We start from the raw sequence: 20,846 nt of genomic DNA, 5'->3' as shown, positions 1-20,846 counted from the left end.
GAACCTTGGTGATCAACTCTAACTAAGCGGCCGCTCAATCCATTCCAACCCGCAACCATGCTCGCCGTATCCCTTTCGCGCGCGATTGAACATCTCCCCCCGATGGCTTAGCTTCCGGCCACAGTCATCGCAGGTCGGGCTATGGAACTCTCAAACAAGCGCATTCTTCTGATCATCTCGGGCGGTATCGCCGCCTACAAGAGCCTCGACCTGATCCGGCGGCTTCGCGAGCGCGGCGCGCTGGTGCGGCCGGTGATGACGAAGGCGGCGCAGGAGTTCATCACGCCGCTCGCCGTCGGTGCGCTTTCCGCAAGCCATGTCTATACCGACCTTTTTTCGCGCGAAGACGAGCAGGATGTCGGCCATATCCGGCTGGCGCGGGACACGGATCTCGTCGTGGTCGCGCCTGCCAGCGCCGACCTGATGGCAAAGATGGCGAATGGGCTCGCCGACGATCTGGCAAGCGCCGTCCTGCTTGCCACGGACCGGCCGGTCTTGATTGCGCCGGCGATGAACCCGAAGATGTGGGAAGCGCCGCCGACGAGGCGCAATGTCGCGACGCTGAAGGCGGACGGCATCCATTTCATTGGGCCAATGGCCGGCGAAATGGCCGAGCGCAATGAAGCGGGCGTCGGGCGCATGGCCGAGCCGCTGGAGATCGTCAAGGCGATCACGGCCCTGCTTGCTCCCGGCGACAGGCCTCTTGCCGGCAAGACCGCGATCGTCACCTCCGGGCCAACACATGAGCCGATCGATCCCGTGCGCTACATCGCCAATCGCTCCTCCGGCCGCCAGGGTCATGCGATTGCCGCGGCACTCGCGCGGCTTGGCGCCGAGGTCACGCTCGTTTCCGGACCGGTGACCATTCCTGACCCGCAGGGCGTGACGACGGTGCATGTGGAGAGGGCCGAGGAGATGCGGGATGCCGTGGTCTCCCGCCTGCCCGCGGATATCGCCGTGATGGTGGCCGCCGTCGCCGACTGGCGCGTCGCATCTTCGGCTGGCCACAAGATCAAGAAACAGCCGGGCGAGGCCCCGCCGCCGCTGCAGCTTGCGGAAAACCCGGACATCCTGAAGACGGTCGGCCATCACGAGAACCGCCCGAGGATCGTCGTTGGTTTCGCCGCCGAAACACAGGACGTGGTCGCCAACGGAAGGTCGAAGCTGGAGCGCAAGGGCGCCGACATGATCGTCGCAAACGATGTATCACCCGAAACCGGCGTGATGGGCGGCACCCGCAACCGGGTGAAGATCATCAGCGCCAGCGGTGTCGATGAGTGGCCGGATCTCGACAAGGACGAGGTGGCGGAGCGCTTGGCGGCGCTGATCGCGCAGAAGCTCGTCGGCTAGCTCAGGCAGCCTGCGGCAAGGATTGCGGCTGGAAGATCGACGCCTGCATACCCTCGGCGCAGACCTTCACGGCGCTGCCATCCGGGATCTCCACCCAGGTATCGACGTCATCGTTCAGCGGCTCCGACACGAGGCAATATCCGGTGCGGCCGCCCATCGGCGCGGCGTACAGCGTCGGCGGCTTGTGGTCGGTGGCGTAGCGCACGGCGTAAAGCTGCTTGCCGTCGGAGAAGGCGGCGGTAAACCGCACCAATGCCTCCCCCCGTCTCTGGTGCGACAGTTCCTCCACGGTGGCGATCGCCTTCTCCATCGCACCGAACGGATCGGCATCCATGCCGAACTGGAGCGCCAGCAGGAACAGCAGCTCGGAATCGGTGGTGCCGGTGCGGGCATGGAACAGCTCGTCGGAGAGCAGAGCCTCCATCGGCCGGCGTATCGCCTCGAAGCCGGAGATCTGGCCGTTATGCATGAAGGACCAGGTCCCATGCACGAAGGGGTGGCAGTTGTCGCGACGCGTGCCGCCATTCGTCGCTGCCCGCACATGCGCAAGGAAAAGCGGCGAACGGATCTGCCGGGCAAGGCTCTTCAGGTTGCAATCCGACCAGGCGGGCAGGATGTCGCGGTAGCGGCCGGGCTCCGGCCTTTCGCCATACCAGGCGATGCCGAAACCGTCCCCGTTCGTGGCGGTCTTGGCGCGGGTGGCGCAGTGGGACTGTTCGATCAGCGAATGAGCCGGCGAGGATACGAGCTCCTCAAGATAAAGAGGTTCGCCACGATAGGCTGCCCAACGGCACATGGATTCCAGCTCTCCCGCTTGCCGCAGACGCGGCTCGTCCTGCAATGACTTGAGGGTCGCGAATTATGGTTAACGACCCGTAAATCCAGGCTCGTCATGGCATGAATCGAGGCCGGCGCGGATCAAATTTTGCGACAGTCTGTTGCCGTGTGCGCTTGTCGAACGACGTATGAAACCTAGATTGAGGAACATGTCTCGTCAGGAACACGCGAATCCCCCAACCGAAGGCGCCGGATCTGCGGGCGACCAGGTTCTCGAAGAACTCATGCAAGATCCTTCGCACTGGGCTCTTTTTCTCGACATCGATGGCACACTGATCGACCTTGCCGAAACGCCCGAAAGCATTGTCGTGCCGGCTGAGCTACCGGCTGACCTTCACCGCCTTTCCGCCAGGCTTGGTGGCGCGTTGGCGCTGGTCACCGGCCGCGCCCTGCCTTTCGCGGACCGGCTTTTCCAACCGTATGTCTTTCCGATTGCCGGATTGCATGGGTCCGAACGCCGCGATGCGACCGGCATGACAACCCGCGTAGAGGTTGGCGCCGAGTTCGAAACGCTGAAGGCCGCGCTGGCCCGCGAGGCGCAGCAATGGCCGGGCGTGCTGATTGAGAACAAGGGAGCGGCTGTTGCCGCGCACTACCGACGCGCGCCCGAGCAGCGCGAGGTGGTGGAAGCGGCCATGGAACGTTACCTCGATATGGCGGGCGAAGACTTCACCCTGCAGCATGGCAAGATGGTCGTGGAAATCCGCCCCGCGCGCGCCAGCAAGGGTCACGCGCTCATGGCCTATCTGAACGAGGCGCCGTTCCAGGACCGCAAGCCCATCGCCATCGGCGATGACGTGACCGACGAAGCGATGTTCCGTGTCGTGAACGAGCTTGGCGGCCATTCCATCCGCATCTCCGAGACACCTGCCGAAACGGTGGCACAATCCACCCTGCCCTCCGCTTCTTATCTACGCTCTCTCATCCATCGATTTGCTGCCGAAACCGTTCGGCCTGAGTGAAAGGAACCACCGTGAGCCGTCTTGTGGTCGTTTCGAACCGCGTCACCCTGCCGCAAAAAAGTGGCGACGCCCCGGCGGGCGGCCTCGCCGTTGCCCTGCAGGCGGCACTTGAAGAGCGCGGCGGCATCTGGATGGGCTGGTCGGGCAAGTCCAGCGGTTCGAAAGAGCCGCAGCCACTCGACATGCGCACGCATGGCAACATCACCTATGCGCTGACTGACCTCACCAAGACCGATGTCGAGGAATATTACCACGGCTTCGCCAACCGGGTGCTCTGGCCGATCTGCCATTACCGCCTCGACCTTGCGGAATACGGCCGCAAGGAGATGGCCGGTTATTTCCGAGTCAACCGCTTCTTTGCCCAGCGGCTTGCGCCGCTCATCGAGGAAGATGACGTCATCTGGGTGCATGACTACCACTTGATCCCGCTTGCCGCGGAACTACGCGAGATGGGGCTGAAGAACAAGATCGGCTTCTTCCTTCATATCCCCTGGCCGCCGGCCGACGTGCTGTTTGCCATGCCCGTCCACGAACAGATCATGCGGGGCCTTTCGCAATACGATCTCGTCGGCTTCCAGACCGAGCACGACCTCGACAATTTCGGTGGCGGGCTGGTGCGCGAAGGCATCGGCGAGCGGCTGGAAGGCAACAAGTTCTCGACCTACGGCCGAACCTTCAAGGGCGGTTATTATTCGATCGCGATCGAAACCGAGGAATTCGCCAGGTTCGCCAAGAAGGCCTACAATAACGCGATCGTGCGCAAGGCGCGCCAGAGCGTCGAAGGCCGCGACCTGATCATTGGCGTTGACCGGCTGGACTATTCCAAGGGCATTACCCAGCGCATCGATGCTTTCGACAAGTTCATCACGCTCAACCCGGCCTACCAGAACAAGGTCACCTATCTGCAGATCACCCCGAAATCGCGATCGGAAGTGCCGGAATACGAGCAGATGCAGCGTACGGTCGCCGAACAGGCGGGACGCGTGAACGGCTCGGTCGGCACCGTGGACTGGGTGCCGATCCGTTATGTCAACCGCTCGGTGGCGCGGCCGGTGCTGGCCGGGCTCTATCGGCTGGCCCGGATCGGGCTCGTGACGCCGCTGCGTGACGGCATGAATCTCGTTGCCAAGGAATATCTCGCCGCACAGGATCCGGAAGATCCCGGCGTGCTCGTTCTTTCCCGCTTTGCCGGAGCTGCACGTGAACTGACAGGCGCCCTGCTGGTCAATCCTTATGACATCGAAGGCACTGCGCATGCGATCGCACGCGGCCTGACCATGTCCCTCGACGAACGCAAGCAGCGTTGGGAAAAGATGATGGAGCACCTGAAGGTCTACGACATCAACCGCTGGTGCGACGACTTCCTGAAAGACCTCGCTTCGGCCTGATCGGCCTGATCGGCGAGCTTCAGGGCTTTCCAGAAACCCGCTTCCGCGTTAGGCAACATGCCTCACCATCAAGAGGGGCCGCATGTCCGATCTGTCTGCCGTCACACCCGAACGTATCGCCGAAACCGAGAAGCTGATCCGGCCGTTCATTCGCCACACGCCGGTCATGCGCGTCAACCTGAAGGATTTTGGCGCCAAGGCGCGGTCGGTCGACCTGAAGCTCGAACTGCTGCAGCATTCCGGCTCGTTCAAGGTGCGCGGCGCGTTTGCAAGCTTGTTGTCCCGGGAACTGCCGGACGCCGGCGTGGTCGCTGCATCGGGCGGCAATCATGGCGCGGCCGTGGCTTATGCCGCGCGCGAACGCGGTGTGCCCGCGCACATCTTCGTGCCGAGCGTTTCTTCGCAGGCCAAGATCGACCTCATCCGCTCCTACGGCGCCGACCTCGTTGTTGGCGGCGACCGTTATGCCGACGCGCTGGCGGCCAGCGAACGGTTTGCCGCTGAAAGCGGTGCCTTGCCCATCCACGCCTATGACCAGCCCGAAACGCTGATCGGCCAGGGAACGCTTGGCAAGGAGATCGAAGAAGACCTGCCGGAGATGACCACGCTGCTGGTGGCTGTTGGCGGTGGCGGCCTGATCGGCGGCATTGCCTCCTGGCTGCGCGGACGCGTGAAGATCGTGGCGGTGGAATCCGATGGCGCGCCCACCCTTTACGAGGCGTTCAAGGCCGGCAAGCCGGTGGATGCTCCCGCTGGCGGCATCGCAGCGGACTCGCTTGCGCCAAAACAGGTCGGACAGTTGATGTTCCCCGTGGCCAAGCAGTTCGTCGAGCCACCCGTACTGGTGTCAGACCAGGATATTCTCGACGCGCAGAAGGCACTCTGGTCCGGCGCGCGGCTTGTTGCGGAACCCGGCGGCGCGGCGGCGTTTGCGGCTCTCCTGTCCGGCAAATATGTGCCGGCGCCCGATGAACGGGTTTGCGTGCTGGTTTGCGGCTCCAACACCACGGCCGTCAAGTTCGCCTGATGATGCTGTTCGCCTCGATCCGCCATGCTTGAACTGCAGCAGCCTTCAACCTTCGAGCAGGTCGTCAAGAAAAGCCGGTTTCTTGCCACCGCGCTGCCTGTCGCAAGCGAGGAGGAGGCGAAAGCCGCCATCGCCGCGCAGTCGCATGCGGACGCGAACCACAATTGCTGGGCATGGCGGATCGGCCAGGCCTATCGCTTTTCCGATGACGGGGAGCCGAGCGGCACGGCAGGCAAGCCGATCCTGGCCGCCATTGACGGCCACGCCGTCGACAAGGTCGTGGTGATCGTGACCCGCTGGTTCGGCGGCATCCTGCTTGGCAGCGGCGGCCTCGTGCGGGCCTATGGCGGGACCGCCGGCCAGTGCCTCAAGAGCGCGCAGCTGGCGGAGGTCAGGCCTTCGGTCGAAGGCGCCGTCCACCTGGAGTTCTCCGACCTTGCCCGGGTGAAGGCGCGCCTCCAGTCCCACCCTGACCTGTCCATCACGGACGAGCGGTTTGGAGGCACCGGCGCCGAGCTCATCATCCGCCTCGCGGAAGCGCACGTCGAAACCGTCTCGACCATGATCACCGACCTGACGAGCGGCCGGTCACAGCTGCAGCTCGACTAGCCGCCGAAACGACCGCGGATCACGCCGCCTTGGCGACCTGATATTCCTTGATCGCGACCATCTTGATCGTCGGATAACGCTCAGCCTCATAGCGCAGCGAGAAGGCATCCTGCGCCAGGAAGACGGGATCACCATCGAGGTCGCGGGCGATATCGCCGCGCTTAACCGTCAGGAATTTTTCAAGATCGGCCGGATTGTCGGACGAGATCCAGCGGCAGACCGAGAAGCGCGACATTTCGAAAGAGACCGGCAGCGTATATTCCGCCGACAGGCGCTCCTTCAGCACGTCGAGCTGCAGCGCGCCAACAACGCCGACGATGGCCGGGGATCCGTCTTCCGGGGAGAAGAGCTGGACAACGCCCTCTTCCGCCATCTGCTGCAGGGCTTCCTTCAGCTTCTTCGCCTTCATCGCATCTTCGAGCCGCACGCGGCGAAGGATTTCCGGCGAGAAGTTCGGCACGCCCTGGAACACCAGCGCCTCACCTTCCGTCAGCGTGTCGCCGATGCGCAGCGTGCCGTGGTTCGGGATGCCGACGACATCGCCGGCGTAAGCCGTATCCGCGAGCTGCCGCTGGGAGGCGAAAAAGAACTGCGGTGCGGTCAGGCCCAACAGCTTGCCGGTGCGCGCGAGCCGCGCCTTCATGCCGCGCTCCAGCTTGCCGGAGCAGATGCGTGCGAACGCAATGCGGTCGCGGTGGTTGGGGTCCATGTTGGCCTGGATCTTGAAGACGAAGGCCGTCATCTTTTCTTCGTCGGCATGCACCTTGCGCACATCCGCCACCTGGTCGCGCGGCGGCGGGGCAAATTCACCCAGCGCCTCGATCAGGTCACGAACGCCGAAGTTACGCAGCGCCGAGCCGAAGAAGACCGGCGTCAGGTGGCCTTCCAGGAAAGCCTGCTTGTCGAACGGCTTGCAGGCCTCGATCGCCAGCTCGGTTTCCTCGACAAAGCTGTCGCGCTCGTTCTCGGGCAGACGGTCCGCGACCGACTGCGGGCCGTTGACCTTCGTCCGCTGCACTTCCGTATCGGAGCCGCGCACCGCGTTGCCAGCCAGATGATAAGAGCCGCAGAAGGTCTTCGAGCGACCGATCGGCCAGGTCACCGGCGCGCAATCGAGCGCCAGCTTTTCCTCGACCTCATCGAGGATCTCGAAGGGGTCGCGGCTTTCGCGGTCCATCTTGTTGACGAAGGTGATGATCGGGATGTCGCGCATGCGGCACACTTCGAAGAGCTTCAACGTGCGCGGCTCGATACCCTTGGCGGCGTCGATCACCATGACGGCAGCATCAACGGCGGTCAGCGTGCGATATGTGTCGTCGGCGAAGTCTTCGTGGCCGGGCGTATCCAGGATGTTGAACACATTGCCTTCGTATTCGAAGGTCATCACCGAGGTGACCACCGAGATGCCACGCTCGCGCTCGATCTTCATCCAGTCGGAGCGCGTCTGGATACGGTCCTTCTTCGCCTTCACTTCTCCCGCAAGCTGGATGGCGCCGCCGAACAGAAGCAGCTTTTCGGTGAGCGTCGTCTTACCAGCGTCCGGGTGGGCGATAATCGCGAATGTGCGACGGCGGGAGACCGCCTCGGCAATCGTTTCGGGCATATGTAAAGTGTCCTTTGAGTTGCCGCGTATCTAGCGACTCAAGGGCCAATATGCAATCAACCGCCGCAAAAGAAGGATACCGCATGCCCGACGTTCTCGGCCCTTTGCTCAATCTCGTCCGCCTGCCGCATGGTGCCGGGCTCGACCTGCCAGCCTACGAGACCGCGGGTGCCGCCGGCATGGATATTCGCGCCGCCGTCGAGGCCGATGCACCGCTGCCGCTCGCGCCGGGCAAGCGGGCGCTCGTGCCCACCGGCTTCATCTTCGAAATCCCCCAAGGTTTCGAGATGCAGGTGCGCCCGCGCTCCGGCCTTGCCTTCAAGCATGGGATCACCTGCCTCAACACCCCTGGCACGATCGACAGCGATTACCGCGGCGAAGTGAAGGTGCTCTTGGTCAACTTCGGTGATGAAGACTTCGTGGTGACCCGCGGCATGCGCATCGCACAGTTGGTCGTGGCACCGGTGACGCAGGTCCAGGTCGCCGAGGTCCGCGAGGCCGGAACCACCGCCCGCGGAGCAGGAGGATTTGGCTCAACCGGCGTTTGAGAGCAGTCTGTTTTCCGGATCTGCCTTGAGCGGGAACAAATTTGCGTAATTGAGCAGGCGCGTGCGCGCGCTTTGCTGGCATTCGGGGGCAACTCGCCCTAGTTTCCTCTCCAAACAAATGGAGATCAGCATGACAGACAGCCGGAAGCCGGGCCGCGGCAAAATCTATTCCTCCATCACCGAAACCATTGGCGATACGCCGATCGTGCGGCTGGACAAGCTGGCGCGCGAAAAGGGCGTGAAGGCGAACCTGCTCGCCAAGCTCGAGTTCTTCAACCCGATTGCCTCGGTGAAGGATCGTATCGGCGTTGCGATGATCGAGAGCCTCGAAGCACAGGGCAAGATCACCCCCGCCAAGACCACGCTCGTTGAGCCGACGTCGGGCAATACCGGCATCGCGCTCGCCTTTGCCGCTGCCGCCAAAGGCTACAAGCTCATCCTCACCATGCCGGAAACCATGTCGATCGAGCGCCGCAAGATGCTGGCGCTTCTCGGCGCGGAACTGGTGCTGACCGAAGGCCCGAAGGGCATGAAGGGCGCGATCGCCAAGGCGGAAGAACTCGCCGCAAGCCTGCCGGACGCCATCATTCCGCAGCAGTTCGAAAACCCGGCCAACCCGGAAATCCACCGCAAGACGACGGCCGAGGAAATCTGGAACGACACCAATGGCGAAGTCGACATCTTCGTTTCCGGCATCGGCACCGGCGGCACGATCACCGGAGCCGGCCAGGTTCTCAAGAGCCGCAAGCCGGGCGTAAAGGTCATCGCCGTCGAGCCGGAAGAGTCCCCGGTTCTGTCAGGCGGCCAGCCGGGTCCGCACAAGATCCAGGGCATTGGTGCCGGCTTCGCACCGAAAATCCTCGACACGGAAGTTTATGACGAGGTCGTCACCATCAACAGCGCCGACGCGATGGAAACCGCGCGGCTCGTTGCCAAGCTCGAAGGCGTGCCGGTCGGCATTTCTTCCGGGGCAGCGCTGGCGGCGGCAATCCGGGTCGGCAGCCGCGAGGAAAATGCCGGCAAGAACATTGTCGTAATCATCCCCTCCTTCGCTGAACGTTACCTGTCGACGGCGCTCTTCGAAGGCCTCGGCAACTAAGCTCGCCTACTGGCGAACATGGTCCTTCCCGAGGATCATGTTCGCACTTACCTTGATGCGAGGCCCCCAATGCCGGGCCTCCTCACGCCGTCGCCATGGCGAGCCGCTCCCCCGCCATCCGGTAGGAAATGGCCTCGGCGATGTGGATGCGGCCGACGGTGTCACGATCATCAAGGTCGGCAAGCGTGCGCGCCACCTTCAGCACCCGATGATAGCCGCGGGCCGAAAACTTCATCTTTTCCGCTGCATCACGCAGCAACTGCAGCCCGCCGGCATCCGGCTCGGCGATCGTTTCGATCAGCGCTGTCGAGCACCGCGCGTTCGTGGATACGCCCATGGCGCCAGCACTCTCGAACCGCTCCCTTTGCCGCTCGCGTGCCGCCGCAACCCGACGCGCCACATCCGCGCTGCGCTGCGCAGGCGCCGGCCGAATGAGATCGGCCGCCGAAACCGCCGGCACATCGATGCGGATGTCGATGCGATCCATCAGCGGACCGGATATGCGCGCCTGATAGTCGGCAGCGCATCGTGGCCCGCGCGCGCAGCTATGGCCCGGTTCGCCCGCCATGCCGCATTTGCAGGGGTTCATGGCAGCAACCAGCTGGATATTGGCCGGATAGGTGACGCGGTGGTTGGCGCGGGCAATGATGCATTCGCCGCTTTCCAGCGGCTGGCGTAGCGCGTCGAGCACCTGCGGCGAGAACTCGGGGAACTCGTCGAGAAACAACACGCCGTGATGGGCAAGCGAGGTCTCGCCCGGCTTTGCACGCAGCCCGCCGCCGATCAGCGCCGCCATGGTCGCCGAATGATGCGGCGTGCGGTAGGGGCGGCGATCGGACAGCTTGCCGCCCGAGAGCTGACCAGCGATCGAGTGGATCATAGACACCTCGAGAAGTTCCGAGGCTGAAAGCGGCGGCAGGATCGACGGCAGGCGCGCCGCGAGCATGGATTTTCCTGATCCTGGAGGGCCGACCATCAGGAGGTTGTGCCCACCGGCGGCCGCGACTTCCAGCGCACGCTTGGCGCTTTCCTGTCCCTTGATATCCACGAGGTCCGGCAGGTTGGACGGCAGGGCGCGTACCGCGGGCTGTGGCCGCGAGATGACCTGGGTGCCGCGGAAATGGTTGGCGAGTGCTATCAGGCTGCGCGGCGCGATGATGTCGATATCGGCTCCCGCCCAGGCGGCTTCCGCGCCGCTGTCGGCGGGGCAGATCAACCCCTTGCCCAGCGCGTTCGCGCCAATCGCCGCCGGCAAGGCGCCAGCCACAGGTGCCAGCGTGCCATCAAGGTTCAACTCGCCCAAAACGACATAATCGGCAACGGCATCACCCGGTATGGCACCGAGCGCCGCCATCAGACCAAGCGCGATGGGGAGGTCGAAGTGCGAACCCTCCTTCGGCAAATCTGCGGGAGCGAGATTGACGGTGACCTTCTTGGGCGGCATCGCGAGCCCGGAGGCATGAAGGGCCGCCTGGACCCGTTCGCGGCTTTCCGCCACCGCCTTGTCCGGCAGGCCCACGATATGCATGCCCATCTTGCCGGGTCCGACCATGACCTGGACATCGACCGGAACGCCCTCAATGCCCTGGAATGCAACCGTACTGACACGCGCTACCATGCTTCCCGCTCCCAAACATCATGTCCGGAACGTCGGCGTGGGTCGCTTTCCGTGCCAGCGACTGCAATCTGGCACAGAAGAACTTCCAGTTCAAGAACATTGCATGAACATCGGCCACGATTCTGCACGCAAAACGCGCAGCCGGTTGCAACCGGAGAACAGGTGCGAACGCGTCAGCCGGCGCGCTTTGCGTCAATCGCGTCCCAGAGCAGGCTGGCAACGTCGGCGCCGCCGAACTTCTTCACCTCACGAATGCCGGTCGGAGAGGTGACGTTGATCTCCGTCATGTAGTCGCCGATCACGTCGATACCGACGAAGATGAAGCCGCGCTCGCGCAGTGCCGGCCCGATCCGGGCGCAGATTTCCTTTTCGCGCGTCGTGAGTTCGGTCGGCTCGGCGCGCCCGCCAACATGCATGTTGGAGCGGCTGTCGGTTTCGGCAGGCACTCGGTTGATCGCGCCCACCGGCTCGCCGTCGACAAGCAGGATGCGCTTGTCGCCCTGGCGCACCGCCGGGAGATAGGCCTGCGCGATATAGGGTTCGCCGCGATACATCTGCGCAAACATCTCAAGCAGCGAGGTGAAGTTGCGGTCATCACGGGCGGAATGGAACACGCCAGCCCCGCCGTTGCCGTAGAGCGGCTTCAGGATGATGTCGCCGAGTTCATGGCGGAAACGGGCAATCTCCGCGGCATCGCGCGAGATCAATGTCGGCGGCATCAGGTCCGCGAACTCGGTCACGAAGATCTTTTCCGGCGAATTACGCACCCAGGCAGGGTCGTTCACCACCAGTGTCTTCGGGTGGATGCGCTCCAGCAGATGCGTCGAGGTGATGTAGCCCATGTCGAAGGGCGGATCCTGGCGCAGATGCACCACGTCCATGGTCGACAGATCAACGCGCTCCTTTTCGCCGAGCGTGAAGTGGTCACCCTTGATGTCGCGAACCTGCAGCGGCTCAAGCGCCGCGAATATCTTGCCGTCGCGCATGGTCAGCCGGTCCGGCGTGTAGTGGAACAGCTCGTAGTCGCGCGACTGCGCCTCGAGCGCCATGGCGAAGGTGGAGTCACCGGCAATGTTGATGCCGGAGATGTGGTCCATCTGGAATGCGACCTTGCGGATTTTCGCCATGACATGAGCCCCCTGAATTTGGCTCGCCTGATGTAGGATGAGCCGCCACCAAAGGCAACCCAAACAGGCTGCGAGACCTCCGTGACCGAGGCAGCCTAGAAGGCGTCGGGAAAATGCCGCGGCAGACGGCCCGGCAGCACCGCGACCACATCGTAGCGGTACGACAGGCGCCCGCCGTCCCGGCGCCTGGAAAGCCAGACTTCGCTTGCCGCCCGGATGCGGTGCTGCGCACCATAGGAGACGGCATCGAGTGCCGCACCCTCGTGCCTGCGGGCCTTGACCTCGACGAAAGCAACGAGGTCACCCTTCCTGATGATCAGGTCGATTTCACCGCGCTTTGTGCGATAGCGCATGGCGAGCACCCGATAGCCCTTGGCCATCAGCCAGGCGGCGGCGAGATATTCTGCGAAGTGGCCGCGGCGCTCGGCGCGCTGCCGCTTTTCCGTTGCCTGGGGCGGACCGGCCTCAGGCCCCCTCACCCGCTTCACCCTTCATCTCGAGAAGCCGCTGGTAAAGATCCTTCTTCGCCAGCCCCGTTGCGCGCGCCGCCTCGGCCGCAGCCTTGGATGCCGGCATCTGGCTTGCCAACTGCCGCAGCATGGCATCCACCTCCAGCGCGCCCGGCGCTTCTTCCGCTTCCGGTGGCGCGATGAGCAGCACGATCTCGCCTTTCACCGTTTTCTGCTCGTCATAGAATTCGGCAAGTTCCTCCAGCGCGCCGCGCCGGAATTCTTCGAATGTCTTCGTCAGTTCCCGGCAGACCACGGCGCGGCGGGTTTCGCCCAACACCTCGGCTGCCGCCGTCACGGTTGCGCCGATCCGATGCGGAGACTCAAAGAAGATCAGCGTCGCCGGCACCTTGGCGAGTTCGGCCAGCCGGTCACGGCGGCCCTTGTCCTTCGCCGGCAGGAAACCCGCAAACATGAAGGCATCGGACGGCATTCCGGATCCGACAAGGGCTGCGAGCGGCGCCGAGGCCCCGGGGATCGGCACCACCTTGTGGCCGGCTTCCAGCGCCATCTGCCCCAGCCGATAACCGGGATCGGAGACGAGCGGCGTGCCGGCATCCGAGACAAGCGCCACGGACTTGCCCTGTTCCAGCGCGGCCAGAAGCCGCGGGCCCGCTTCATCGGCATTGTGTTCGTGGTAGGCATAAGGCCGGTTGACGATGCCGTAGCGGTCCAGAAGCACCCGGGTGACGCGGGTATCCTCACAGGCCAGCACATCTGCGCCGGAGAGTGTTTCCAGCGCCCGCAGAGTTATGTCGCCGAGATTGCCGATCGGGGTCGCAACGAGATAAAGCGCCGGCTCGAGCGGCCGTGCCGGCACGAAGGTATTGGCAACGCGGTAGCCGCGCTGGCTTTTTGGGTCATCGGTCACGGGGCATCACGGCAAGTCGATCTGGTCATCTCTCTTTATCATTCAGCCGGCGCCCTTCCACAAGAGACGGTGCCTGCTGTTTTCTGTGCGCAAGTCACCGCTTCCGGCGCCGCCCGCGGCAGGAACAAGCCTTCCACCCCTTGCTTTTCCTCTGACTTTGCTGCCATTTTGCCGATCCACATCATCCGGTTGAAACCACCGGCAGAATATCAGGCTCCGGCCCGTCCGGGCCGACACGGTCGAAAGCGATAGCGTCCATGCGTATTACTCTTGAGCGGTCCAACCTCCTTAAATCGCTGAACCACGTGCATCGCGTGGTCGAGCGCCGGAACACGATCCCGATCCTTTCCAACGTGCTGTTGCGTGCCTCGGGGGCCAATCTCGACCTGAAGGCGACCGACCTGGACCTCGAGATCACCGAAGCCGTTCCGGCCATGGTGGAAACTGCTGGCGCCACGACCGTGCCGGCGCACCTGCTCTATGAAATCGTCCGCAAGCTCCCCGACGGCTCGGAAGTACTGCTCGCCACCAATCCGGATGGCGGCTCCATGACGGTACAGTCGGGCCGCTCTAAGTTCTCGCTGCAGTGCCTGCCGGAAGCCGACTTCCCGGATCTGACCGCCGGCAGCTTCAGCCATACCTTCAAGCTGAAGGCGACGGACCTGAAGATGCTGATCGATCGCACCCAGTTTGCGATCTCGACGGAAGAAACGCGTTATTACCTGAACGGCATCTTCTTCCACACGATCGAGGCAGGCGGCGACCTGAAGCTGCGCGCCGTTGCGACGGACGGGCACCGCCTGGCGCGTGCGGATGTCAGTGCTCCTTCGGGTTCGGAAGGCATGCCGGGCATCATCATCCCGCGCAAGACGGTTGGCGAGTTGCAGAAACTGGTCGATGATCCGGAAGCGGTCGTCACGGTTGAGGTTTCCGACGCCAAGATCCGCCTGACAATCGGCTCGATCGTCATGACCTCGAAGCTGATCGACGGCACCTTCCCGGATTACCAGCGCGTCATCCCGACCGGCAACGACAAGGAAATGCGCGTCGATTGCAACAGCTTCACCAAGGCTGTGGACCGCGTCTCGACAATTTCGTCCGAACGTGGCCGCGCCGTGAAGTTGGCGCTCTCGGACGGCCAGTTGATGCTGACGGTCAACAACCCCGATTCCGGTAGCGCCACGGAAGAAGTCGCCGTCGGCTACGACAATGACCCGATGGAAATCGGCTTCAACGCCAAGTACCTGCTGGACATCACCGCCCAGCTTTCCGGCGATGACGCGATCTTCATGCTGGCGGATGCCGGTTCGCCGACGCTGGTGCGTGATACCGCTGGCGATGATGCGCTTTATGTCTTGATGCCGATGCGCGTCTAACCGACCCAAGGCGGCAGGCTACCAAGGCTTCGCCGCCTTTTTCAGCGGCAGCAGGCCTTACGACATTTTTTTGCCTTTCTGCGCCATCAACTTGGGCGCAGTAGCGGCAGCTTCGGGAGAGGATCTAAGGTGGAATTGCGGCTTAAGGAGCGGCTTGGCCGCAAGTTCGATGAGGAGATCCGCTTTTTCAAGGGCTGGATGGACGGGCCGAAACAGGTGGGCGCGATCTGCCCCACATCCTCCATCACCGCCAGGCGGATGGCGAGGGTCATCAACCCGAAATCCGGCTTACCCGTGCTGGAACTGGGTCCCGGCACAGGCATCATCACCAAGGCGATCCTGCAGCGCGGCGTGGCGCCGAAGGATCTCGTCTCCGTCGAGTACTCGACCGGCTTCTACCAGCACCTGGTGCGCAGCTTCCCCGGCGTGAACTTCATCAATGGTGACGCCTTCGACCTCGACCGCACGCTCGGCGCCTTCAAGGACGCGACCTTCGACAGCGTCATCTCCGCCATTCCGCTCCTGAGCTTCCCGATGGACCAGCGCATGGCGTTGATCGAAGACCTGCTCGACCGCATTCCCGCTGGCCGGCCGGTGCTGCAGATTACCTACGGCCCGGTCTCTCCCGTCATCGCGCGGCCGGATCGCTACAAGATCAAGCACTACGACTTCGTGATGCGCAACATCCCGCCGGTGCAACTCTGGACCTATACCCGCGCCTGAGCGATAAATCGGGACCAATCCTCAGCAGGTGATCCCGGTCCATGACCTTCGGCCTTTACATCACGCATCCGCAAGTCCGGATCGATCCGAACATCCCGGTGCCGAAATGGGGGCTGTCAGAGATCGGCCGCGCCCGGACTGAACAGGCCGCCCGGTCAGTTTGGGCTCAGCGCCTCGGGCGGATTATCTCCAGCGACGAGACAAAGGCGATCGAGACGGCGGAAATCCTCGCCGCTGCCGCAGGCGTTTCCGTCGAGATCGCGGCCGACACCCATGAGAACGATCGCTCCGCCACCGGCTTCCTGCCGCCGCTGGAATTCGAGAAGGCGGCCGACTGGTTCTTCGCCAACCCGACCGAGAGTTTCAAGGGCTGGGAACGCGCCGTCGATGCACAAGCCCGCATCGTCGCGGCCTTCAACCGCGTGCTCGCGGATCATGACCGGAACGTACCGATCGCCTTTGTCGGGCATGGCGGTGTTGGCACGCTGTTGAAGTGCCATCTGGCCAAGCGACCCATCGGGCGCGACCGCGACCAACCGGGTGGCGGTGGAAATCTCTACTGCTTCAGCCTTGCAGATCTGTCGCTCTCATGCGACTGGACCCCCATCGAAACATGGAAGGGAGTTCAGCGCGGATGAATGCACGTGACAGATTGATCGTGGGCCTTGATATCCCGACCATCGCAGAAGCCGAGCGCATGGTCGCGACACTGGGCGACACCGTCTCCTTCTACAAGATCGGTTACCAGCTGGCCTTTGCCGGCGGGCTCGATTTCGCGCGCGACCTTGCCCGCGACGGCAAGAAGATCTTCCTCGACATGAAGCTGCTCGACATCGACAACACGGTGGCGAAGGGAGTCGAGAACATCGCTAAGATGGGCATGACCATGCTCACCCTGCACGCCTATCCGAAGGCGATGCGCGCCGCCGTCGAAGCGGCCCGCGGCTCCGATCTCTGTCTGCTCGGCGTGACCGTGCTTACCTCCATGGACGGAGCGGATCTCGCGGATGCCGGCTACGACGCCGACCCGCATACGCTGGTGCTGCGCCGCGCGGAACAGGCAAAGTCGGCCGGCATGGGCGGTATCGTCTGTTCGGCCGAGGAATCGGCAGCCGTCCGCAAGATCATTGGCTCGGACATGGCGCTCGTGACGCCTGGCATCCGCCCGACCGGATCGGACGCGGGCGATCAAAAACGCGTCGTCACGCCGGGAGATGCCATCCGCAACGGTTCGAGCCACCTCGTGGTCGGCCGCCCGATCGTCAAGGCCGCCGACCCGGAGGCCGCCGCCGAAGCGATCCTTCAGGAAATGCAGGCCGCGCTCTAGCGGTTGTCGGTGACGGTGTTGTTCTCATCCTGGTCGAGGATGAGGCTCAGGCTCGCGCCATTCAGCCGGTTTCCCGTCACCACGTTATTCTGCGCAAAGTCCCTGGGGCTCAAACCGCTGCCAAAAGCGCCGCGCGTCCGGTAAAGGCAATAAAAGCGGTTGCCCTGGCGGCTGCCGAGCCAGATGGCCGGCCGGGCGCCAACCGTCGTGCTGTAGCGGAAGGTGTTATCCTTGATGACATTGCGCTGTGGCGCCTGGTGGCGGATCGTTCCACCCTCACCGCAGTTGCGATACAGGAAAATGCCGCCGCCGATCGGGTTTTCAAAGCGGTTGCCTTCGATCCGGTTGTCGGCTGAACCATCCACGGCCAACACCTCCCGAACCGTCGTGCGGATATCAAAGACGTTGCCCCGAATCTGATTGCGCGCCGATTCCGCGTCGAGATAGATCCCGACCGAGCCGGATTTGCCGGTGAAGGTGGAGTTCTCGACCACGAGGCCCGTCACCCCGGGCGCGGCATAAAGAGGGATGCCGCCCTGCGCTACGAAGGTCACGTTCTCGATGCGGATATCGCGCGGTGCCGCGGCTTGCGCCCGCTCGGTATGTCCCGGCGTCAGCGACGACTGGCGCACATTTTCCGCCTCGCCATTGCGACCAAGTCCACGAATATGGAGCCCGCCCTTGATCGTGCAGTTGCGGATGGTGATGTCGCGGGGCGCCTCCCAGCTGCCATCCGGCTGCCGTTTCGACCGGATGAGGACCGTCATCGCAGACGGGACCGTTCCATCCAGCGTCGCGCCATTACAGTCCAGCACGCGGCCGGACCCGGCCGAACCGGTAAAGGACAGCGGCACCGCAATAACATCGCCCTTCTTCAAGGTGAGATCGCAGTCGATCGCCACCGCCTTGGTGTTCTTCGTGACCTTGGCCTGCAGCCGGCGATGAATATCCGCGCCACATGCTTTCGTCGCGGTATCGGCCGGCGCCATCGGCGTAAACAGGAGCATTGAAGATATCACGGCACCAGCCAGGAGTCCGAATTGTCTAGTCATGTTGACTTGCCCGGTTTATTGCTCGAAGTCATCTTCATCGAAAACATCTTCTGGAGGAGACGGCATGGCAAAAGGATATTGGATCGCTCGCATGGATATCCATGACCCGGAGCGCTACAAGGATTATGTTGCCGCCACCAAGGCGCCTTTCGAGAAGTTCGGTGCGGTCTTCCATGTGCGCGGCGGTGAAGCCACGGCGCTTGAAGGCAAGGCCCGCGCCCGCAATGTCGTCATCGAGTTCGCCTCCAGGCAGGTTGCCCTTGATTGCTACAACTCCCCCGAATACCAGGCCGCTGCGAAAATCCGCCAGGAATGCGCCGAGGGCGAACTGTTGATCGTGGACGGCGTTTAAGGCTTGAAACTGCGACAGTAGAACCACTTCCACCCGGAAGGCGATTCGGCTAAACAGCGTCCAACACAAGACCCATCTGGCTCCCGGAGCATCATATCATGACTGTCACTAACCTGCCGCCACTCGTCACCGTATTTGGAGGTACAGGCTTTGTCGGTCGGCATGTGGTCCGGGCGCTTGCCAAGCGCGGTTACCGCATCCGCGTCGCGGTCCGCCGTCCCGACCTCGGCGGCTTCCTGCTTCCAGCCGGCTACATTGGCCAGATCACCCTGACGCAGGCGAACCTCCGCTACCGCCAGTCGGTTTTCAAGGCGATCGAAGGCTCGTCCTACGTGGTCAACTGCGTCGGCATCATGTTCGAGAGCGGCCGCAACACCTTCGACGCGGTTCAGGATCTCGGCGTTCGGTCTATCGCCGAAGCGACCCGTGCAGCCGGTGCGCGCCTCGTCCATATCTCCGCCATCGGCGCCGATGCCAATTCCGACTCCGCCTATGCCCGTTCCAAGGGCCGCGCGGAAGCAACCATCCAGTCGATCCTGCCGGACTCGGTCATCCTTCGACCGTCGATCGTCTTTGGCCCGGAAGACAGCTTCTTCAACAAGTTCGCCTCGATGGCCCGCCTTGCACCCGCCCTTCCGCTCGTTGGCGGCGGCGGAACGAGGTTCCAGCCGGTTTATGTCGAGGATCTCGCGGAAGCTGTCGCGCGCTCCGTCGACGGCACCATCGAGATGGGTCGCACCTATGAGCTCGGCGGCCCCGAAGTGCTGACCTTCAAGGAATGTCTCGAGACGATGCTGCGCGTCATCAATCGCGACAACAAGCTCGTTTCGCTGCCCTTCGGCATCGCTTCGCTGCTCGGCAGCATCGCGTCTCTCATCCCGTTCCTCACGCCGCCCATCACCAGCGACCAGGTGAAGCTCCTGAAGAAGGACAATGTCGTTTCTGAGGATGCCGTGCGCGAAGGCCGCACGCTGCAGGGCATGGGCATTCGCCCGACGCTGCTTGCGTCGATCCTGCCGTCCTATCTCGTGCACTATCGCCCGCAGGGCCAGTACACGGGCACCGGCCGCGCCGCCTGACAAGAACGTCTTTCTGAGCCGCCCGGTCACATGGATCGGGCCGCCTCCTCCCTTGCCGGGACCTGTTTCAGCCCGCTTGGTGGCCGATGATGTGGCACAATAGTCGCAGTCGGAAACACAGTGCTGTTAACGGCCAGTTCAGCAAAATCATTTATTGAAAACTTCTAATGCGAGCAATAAAGCTCGCCGCCAACCAAGCACCACATGTCCACCAGATCCTCTTCCGAAAGGCGTATTCCTATGGGCAAGCCCATTGCACTCTTTTTCGCGTGTGCAGCTTTGATCGTCCTCGCTGGCTCCTTCATGGCGCCGCGCACGGATGCCGCGGGAAGAGTTGAGTGCACGTCCGCTTATGGCGTTGATCCCTGCAGCACTGCATCGGTCCGCCGCTGATCTCCAGCGAATAGAACAAAAGAAAAAGGCGGCTCATCAGCCGCCTTTTTCTTGTCTGAGGTTGGCTTAACTTCAGAAAGCGGGCGCCAGGGCCGCTACCGCGGTCGCATCCTGCGACGGCCAGAACAACAACCCGAGCAGACCGACGACGCCGATCACGATCCGCCAATAGGCGAACGGCGCGTAACCGCGGCTCGACACGAAGTCGAGAAGCGAGCGGACAACGAGGATCGCGGTGACGAAGGCGGCGATGAAACCGACGGCGATCACCGCGCCATCGTCAAAGCTTATCAGCTCGCGGTTCTTGTAAAGGTCGAGCACGAAGGCGCCAAGCATGGTCGGCATTGCGAGGAAGAACGAAAACTCCGCCGCAGAGCGCTTATCGGTCCCCATCAGTAGCGAGCCGACGATGGTGGCACCGGACCGGGATGTGCCCGGGATCATCGCGATGCACTGGAAAAGCCCAATCTTGAACGCAAGCGACAGCGGGTAGTCCATCACGTCGTGGTATTTCGGCTGGAACTTCATCTTGTCGACGGCAAGCAGGATGATGCCGCCGATGATCAGCATGATGCAGATCAGCATTGGCGTTTCAAACAGCACCGACTTGATGAAGCCATGCGCCAGCGCACCGATGACCGCCGCCGGCAGAAAAGCGACCAGCACCGTCAGCACGAAATGACGTGCCTTCTCGCTGTTCGGCAGCGCCAAGGCGATCGAGGTCAACCGGTGCGCATAAACAAGCAGGATGGCAAGGATCGCGCCGAGCTGGATCAGGACTGCGAAGGTATTTCCGGGGGAATGGAAGCCGAGAAACCGGCCGGCCAGGAGAACGTGTGCGGTTGAGGAAACGGGAAGAAATTCAGTGAGCCCTTCGATGAGGCCAAGTACGAGCGCACTGACGATGGACTGATCCGCCATTCTTAATCCTTTATTGAGCAGATAAGCGCAATTTGACGAGCTTACGAGCCGTTGCTTGTGCTGGCCCTACCAAAT

At 63.0% G+C, this 20,846-nt stretch carries 21 protein-coding genes; 13 read left to right on the top strand and 8 right to left on the bottom strand.

Annotation, left to right across the window (positions count from 1 at the left end):
• Positions 1-141: 141 nt before the first annotated feature.
• Entirely contained in the window at positions 142-1,350 is a 1,209-nt protein-coding gene (coaBC, locus tag CYG48_RS16565) for a bifunctional phosphopantothenoylcysteine decarboxylase/phosphopantothenate--cysteine ligase CoaBC (RefSeq protein ID WP_118851384.1), read from the top strand.
• Between the two features lies 1 nt (position 1,351).
• Here coaBC and CYG48_RS16560 read toward each other — a convergent pair whose 3' ends face one another.
• Complete coding sequence (locus tag CYG48_RS16560) at positions 1,352-2,146, bottom strand: class II glutamine amidotransferase (RefSeq protein ID WP_118851383.1); 795 nt, start codon at positions 2,144-2,146, stop codon at positions 1,352-1,354.
• A gap of 265 nt (positions 2,147-2,411) precedes the next feature.
• On the opposite strand from CYG48_RS16560, the gene otsB reads away from it, so the two are divergent.
• The 4 genes from otsB to CYG48_RS16540 all read left to right on the top strand — a co-directional run bounded on the left by otsB (position 2,412) and on the right by CYG48_RS16540 (position 6,173).
• Complete coding sequence (gene otsB, locus CYG48_RS16555; RefSeq protein WP_245450359.1) at positions 2,412-3,149, top strand: trehalose-phosphatase; 738 nt, start codon at positions 2,412-2,414, stop codon at positions 3,147-3,149.
• 11 nt (positions 3,150-3,160) lie between these two features.
• Complete coding sequence (gene otsA, locus CYG48_RS16550) at positions 3,161-4,537, top strand: alpha,alpha-trehalose-phosphate synthase (UDP-forming) (protein WP_118851381.1); 1,377 nt, start codon at positions 3,161-3,163, stop codon at positions 4,535-4,537.
• Between the two features lie 82 nt (positions 4,538-4,619).
• The gene (locus tag CYG48_RS16545) at positions 4,620-5,564 is read left to right on the top strand and encodes a threonine/serine dehydratase (protein ID WP_118851380.1); all 945 of its coding nucleotides are present in this window, start codon (positions 4,620-4,622) and stop codon (positions 5,562-5,564) included.
• 24 nt (positions 5,565-5,588) lie between these two features.
• Positions 5,589-6,173 (top strand): IMPACT family protein, encoded by a 585-nt coding sequence (locus tag CYG48_RS16540; protein WP_118851379.1) that lies wholly within the window; start codon positions 5,589-5,591, stop codon positions 6,171-6,173.
• Between the two features lie 19 nt (positions 6,174-6,192).
• Here the strand turns inward: CYG48_RS16540 and CYG48_RS16535 are convergent, their stop codons facing one another.
• Positions 6,193-7,776: a peptide chain release factor 3 gene (locus tag CYG48_RS16535; RefSeq protein WP_118851378.1), complete on the bottom strand. Its 1,584-nt coding sequence runs from the start codon at positions 7,774-7,776 to the stop codon at positions 6,193-6,195.
• Positions 7,777-7,859: 83 nt separating this feature from the next.
• Here CYG48_RS16535 and dut point away from each other — a divergent pair, with 83 nt between their 5' ends.
• Positions 7,860-8,324 carry a dUTP diphosphatase gene (gene dut / locus CYG48_RS16530; RefSeq protein WP_118851377.1) on the top strand — a complete coding sequence of 155 codons (465 nt, stop codon included), beginning with the start codon at positions 7,860-7,862 and terminating at the stop codon, positions 8,322-8,324.
• 130 nt (positions 8,325-8,454) lie between these two features.
• Positions 8,455-9,423, top strand: a complete 969-nt coding sequence (gene cysK / locus CYG48_RS16525; RefSeq protein WP_118851716.1) for a cysteine synthase A — start codon at positions 8,455-8,457, stop codon at positions 9,421-9,423.
• 82 nt (positions 9,424-9,505) lie between these two features.
• Here cysK and CYG48_RS16520 read toward each other — a convergent pair whose 3' ends face one another.
• The 4 genes from CYG48_RS16520 to rsmI all read right to left on the bottom strand — a co-directional run bounded on the left by CYG48_RS16520 (position 9,506) and on the right by rsmI (position 13,548).
• Positions 9,506-11,041 (bottom strand): YifB family Mg chelatase-like AAA ATPase, encoded by a 1,536-nt coding sequence (locus tag CYG48_RS16520; protein ID WP_118851376.1) that lies wholly within the window; start codon positions 11,039-11,041, stop codon positions 9,506-9,508.
• A gap of 173 nt (positions 11,042-11,214) precedes the next feature.
• Positions 11,215-12,168: a glutathione synthase gene (gshB, locus tag CYG48_RS16515; protein ID WP_118851375.1), complete on the bottom strand. Its 954-nt coding sequence runs from the start codon at positions 12,166-12,168 to the stop codon at positions 11,215-11,217.
• 95 nt (positions 12,169-12,263) lie between these two features.
• Positions 12,264-12,647: a YraN family protein gene (locus CYG48_RS16510; RefSeq protein ID WP_118851715.1), complete on the bottom strand. Its 384-nt coding sequence runs from the start codon at positions 12,645-12,647 to the stop codon at positions 12,264-12,266.
• Positions 12,634-13,548: a 16S rRNA (cytidine(1402)-2'-O)-methyltransferase gene (gene rsmI, locus CYG48_RS16505; protein WP_118851374.1), complete on the bottom strand. Its 915-nt coding sequence runs from the start codon at positions 13,546-13,548 to the stop codon at positions 12,634-12,636. Before rsmI ends, CYG48_RS16510 begins: the two co-directional genes overlap by 14 nt.
• Positions 13,549-13,805: 257 nt before the next feature.
• Here rsmI and dnaN point away from each other — a divergent pair, with 257 nt between their 5' ends.
• The 4 genes from dnaN to pyrF all read left to right on the top strand — a co-directional run bounded on the left by dnaN (position 13,806) and on the right by pyrF (position 16,974).
• A complete protein-coding gene (gene dnaN, locus CYG48_RS16500) occupies positions 13,806-14,924 on the top strand; it encodes a DNA polymerase III subunit beta (protein ID WP_118851373.1) in 1,119 nt (372 codons plus the stop codon).
• 129 nt (positions 14,925-15,053) lie between these two features.
• Complete coding sequence (pmtA, locus tag CYG48_RS16495; protein WP_118851372.1) at positions 15,054-15,647, top strand: phospholipid N-methyltransferase PmtA; 594 nt, start codon at positions 15,054-15,056, stop codon at positions 15,645-15,647.
• 41 nt (positions 15,648-15,688) lie between these two features.
• Entirely contained in the window at positions 15,689-16,285 is a 597-nt protein-coding gene (locus CYG48_RS16490; RefSeq protein ID WP_118851371.1) for a histidine phosphatase family protein, read from the top strand.
• Positions 16,282-16,974, top strand: coding sequence for an orotidine-5'-phosphate decarboxylase (gene pyrF / locus CYG48_RS16485; protein ID WP_118851370.1), 693 nt, complete (start codon positions 16,282-16,284; stop codon positions 16,972-16,974). The genes CYG48_RS16490 and pyrF overlap by 4 nt, the downstream gene beginning before the upstream one ends.
• Here the strand turns inward: pyrF and CYG48_RS16480 are convergent.
• A complete protein-coding gene (locus tag CYG48_RS16480; protein ID WP_245450358.1) occupies positions 16,971-17,981 on the bottom strand; it encodes a NosD domain-containing protein in 1,011 nt (336 codons plus the stop codon). The genes pyrF and CYG48_RS16480 overlap by 4 nt on opposite strands.
• A gap of 109 nt (positions 17,982-18,090) precedes the next feature.
• On the opposite strand from CYG48_RS16480, the gene CYG48_RS16475 reads away from it, so the two are divergent.
• Entirely contained in the window at positions 18,091-18,378 is a 288-nt protein-coding gene (locus CYG48_RS16475; protein ID WP_118851368.1) for a DUF1330 domain-containing protein, read from the top strand.
• 98 nt (positions 18,379-18,476) lie between these two features.
• The gene (locus tag CYG48_RS16470) at positions 18,477-19,457 is read left to right on the top strand and encodes a complex I NDUFA9 subunit family protein (RefSeq protein WP_118851367.1); all 981 of its coding nucleotides are present in this window, start codon (positions 18,477-18,479) and stop codon (positions 19,455-19,457) included.
• 465 nt (positions 19,458-19,922) lie between these two features.
• On the opposite strand, the gene CYG48_RS16465 is transcribed toward CYG48_RS16470, so the two are convergent.
• A complete protein-coding gene (locus CYG48_RS16465; RefSeq protein WP_118851366.1) occupies positions 19,923-20,771 on the bottom strand; it encodes an undecaprenyl-diphosphate phosphatase in 849 nt (282 codons plus the stop codon).
• Between the last annotated feature and the right edge of the window lie 75 nt (positions 20,772-20,846).

This window comes from Neorhizobium sp. SOG26, assembly GCF_003491345.1.
GTDB classification, from domain to species: domain Bacteria; phylum Pseudomonadota; class Alphaproteobacteria; order Rhizobiales; family Rhizobiaceae; genus Neorhizobium; species Neorhizobium turbinariae.
Note: the sequence above shows the minus strand (reverse complement) of the source record. Positions and strands in the feature narration are given on the sequence as shown.

Excerpts from the sequence above, each read along its gene's own strand:
- coaBC (WP_118851384.1), top strand. The coding sequence starts at position 142 with ATGGAACTCTCAAACAAGCGCATTCTTCTGATCATCTCGGGCGGTATC.
- CYG48_RS16560 (WP_118851383.1), bottom strand. The coding sequence starts at position 2,146 with ATGTGCCGTTGGGCAGCCTATCGTGGCGAACCTCTTTATCTTGAGGAG.
- otsB (WP_245450359.1), top strand. The coding sequence starts at position 2,412 with ATGCAAGATCCTTCGCACTGGGCTCTTTTTCTCGACATCGATGGCACA.
- CYG48_RS16545 (WP_118851380.1), top strand. The coding sequence starts at position 4,620 with ATGTCCGATCTGTCTGCCGTCACACCCGAACGTATCGCCGAAACCGAG.
- CYG48_RS16540 (WP_118851379.1), top strand. The coding sequence starts at position 5,589 with ATGCTTGAACTGCAGCAGCCTTCAACCTTCGAGCAGGTCGTCAAGAAA.
- CYG48_RS16535 (WP_118851378.1), bottom strand. The coding sequence starts at position 7,776 with ATGCCCGAAACGATTGCCGAGGCGGTCTCCCGCCGTCGCACATTCGCG.
- dut (WP_118851377.1), top strand. The coding sequence starts at position 7,860 with ATGCCCGACGTTCTCGGCCCTTTGCTCAATCTCGTCCGCCTGCCGCAT.
- cysK (WP_118851716.1), top strand. The coding sequence starts at position 8,455 with ATGACAGACAGCCGGAAGCCGGGCCGCGGCAAAATCTATTCCTCCATC.
- CYG48_RS16520 (WP_118851376.1), bottom strand. The coding sequence starts at position 11,041 with ATGGTAGCGCGTGTCAGTACGGTTGCATTCCAGGGCATTGAGGGCGTT.
- gshB (WP_118851375.1), bottom strand. The coding sequence starts at position 12,168 with ATGGCGAAAATCCGCAAGGTCGCATTCCAGATGGACCACATCTCCGGC.
- dnaN (WP_118851373.1), top strand. The coding sequence starts at position 13,806 with ATGCGTATTACTCTTGAGCGGTCCAACCTCCTTAAATCGCTGAACCAC.
- CYG48_RS16490 (WP_118851371.1), top strand. The coding sequence starts at position 15,689 with ATGACCTTCGGCCTTTACATCACGCATCCGCAAGTCCGGATCGATCCG.
- pyrF (WP_118851370.1), top strand. The coding sequence starts at position 16,282 with ATGAATGCACGTGACAGATTGATCGTGGGCCTTGATATCCCGACCATC.
- CYG48_RS16480 (WP_245450358.1), bottom strand. The coding sequence starts at position 17,981 with ATGCTCCTGTTTACGCCGATGGCGCCGGCCGATACCGCGACGAAAGCA.
- CYG48_RS16475 (WP_118851368.1), top strand. The coding sequence starts at position 18,091 with ATGGCAAAAGGATATTGGATCGCTCGCATGGATATCCATGACCCGGAG.
- CYG48_RS16470 (WP_118851367.1), top strand. The coding sequence starts at position 18,477 with ATGACTGTCACTAACCTGCCGCCACTCGTCACCGTATTTGGAGGTACA.
- CYG48_RS16465 (WP_118851366.1), bottom strand. The coding sequence starts at position 20,771 with ATGGCGGATCAGTCCATCGTCAGTGCGCTCGTACTTGGCCTCATCGAA.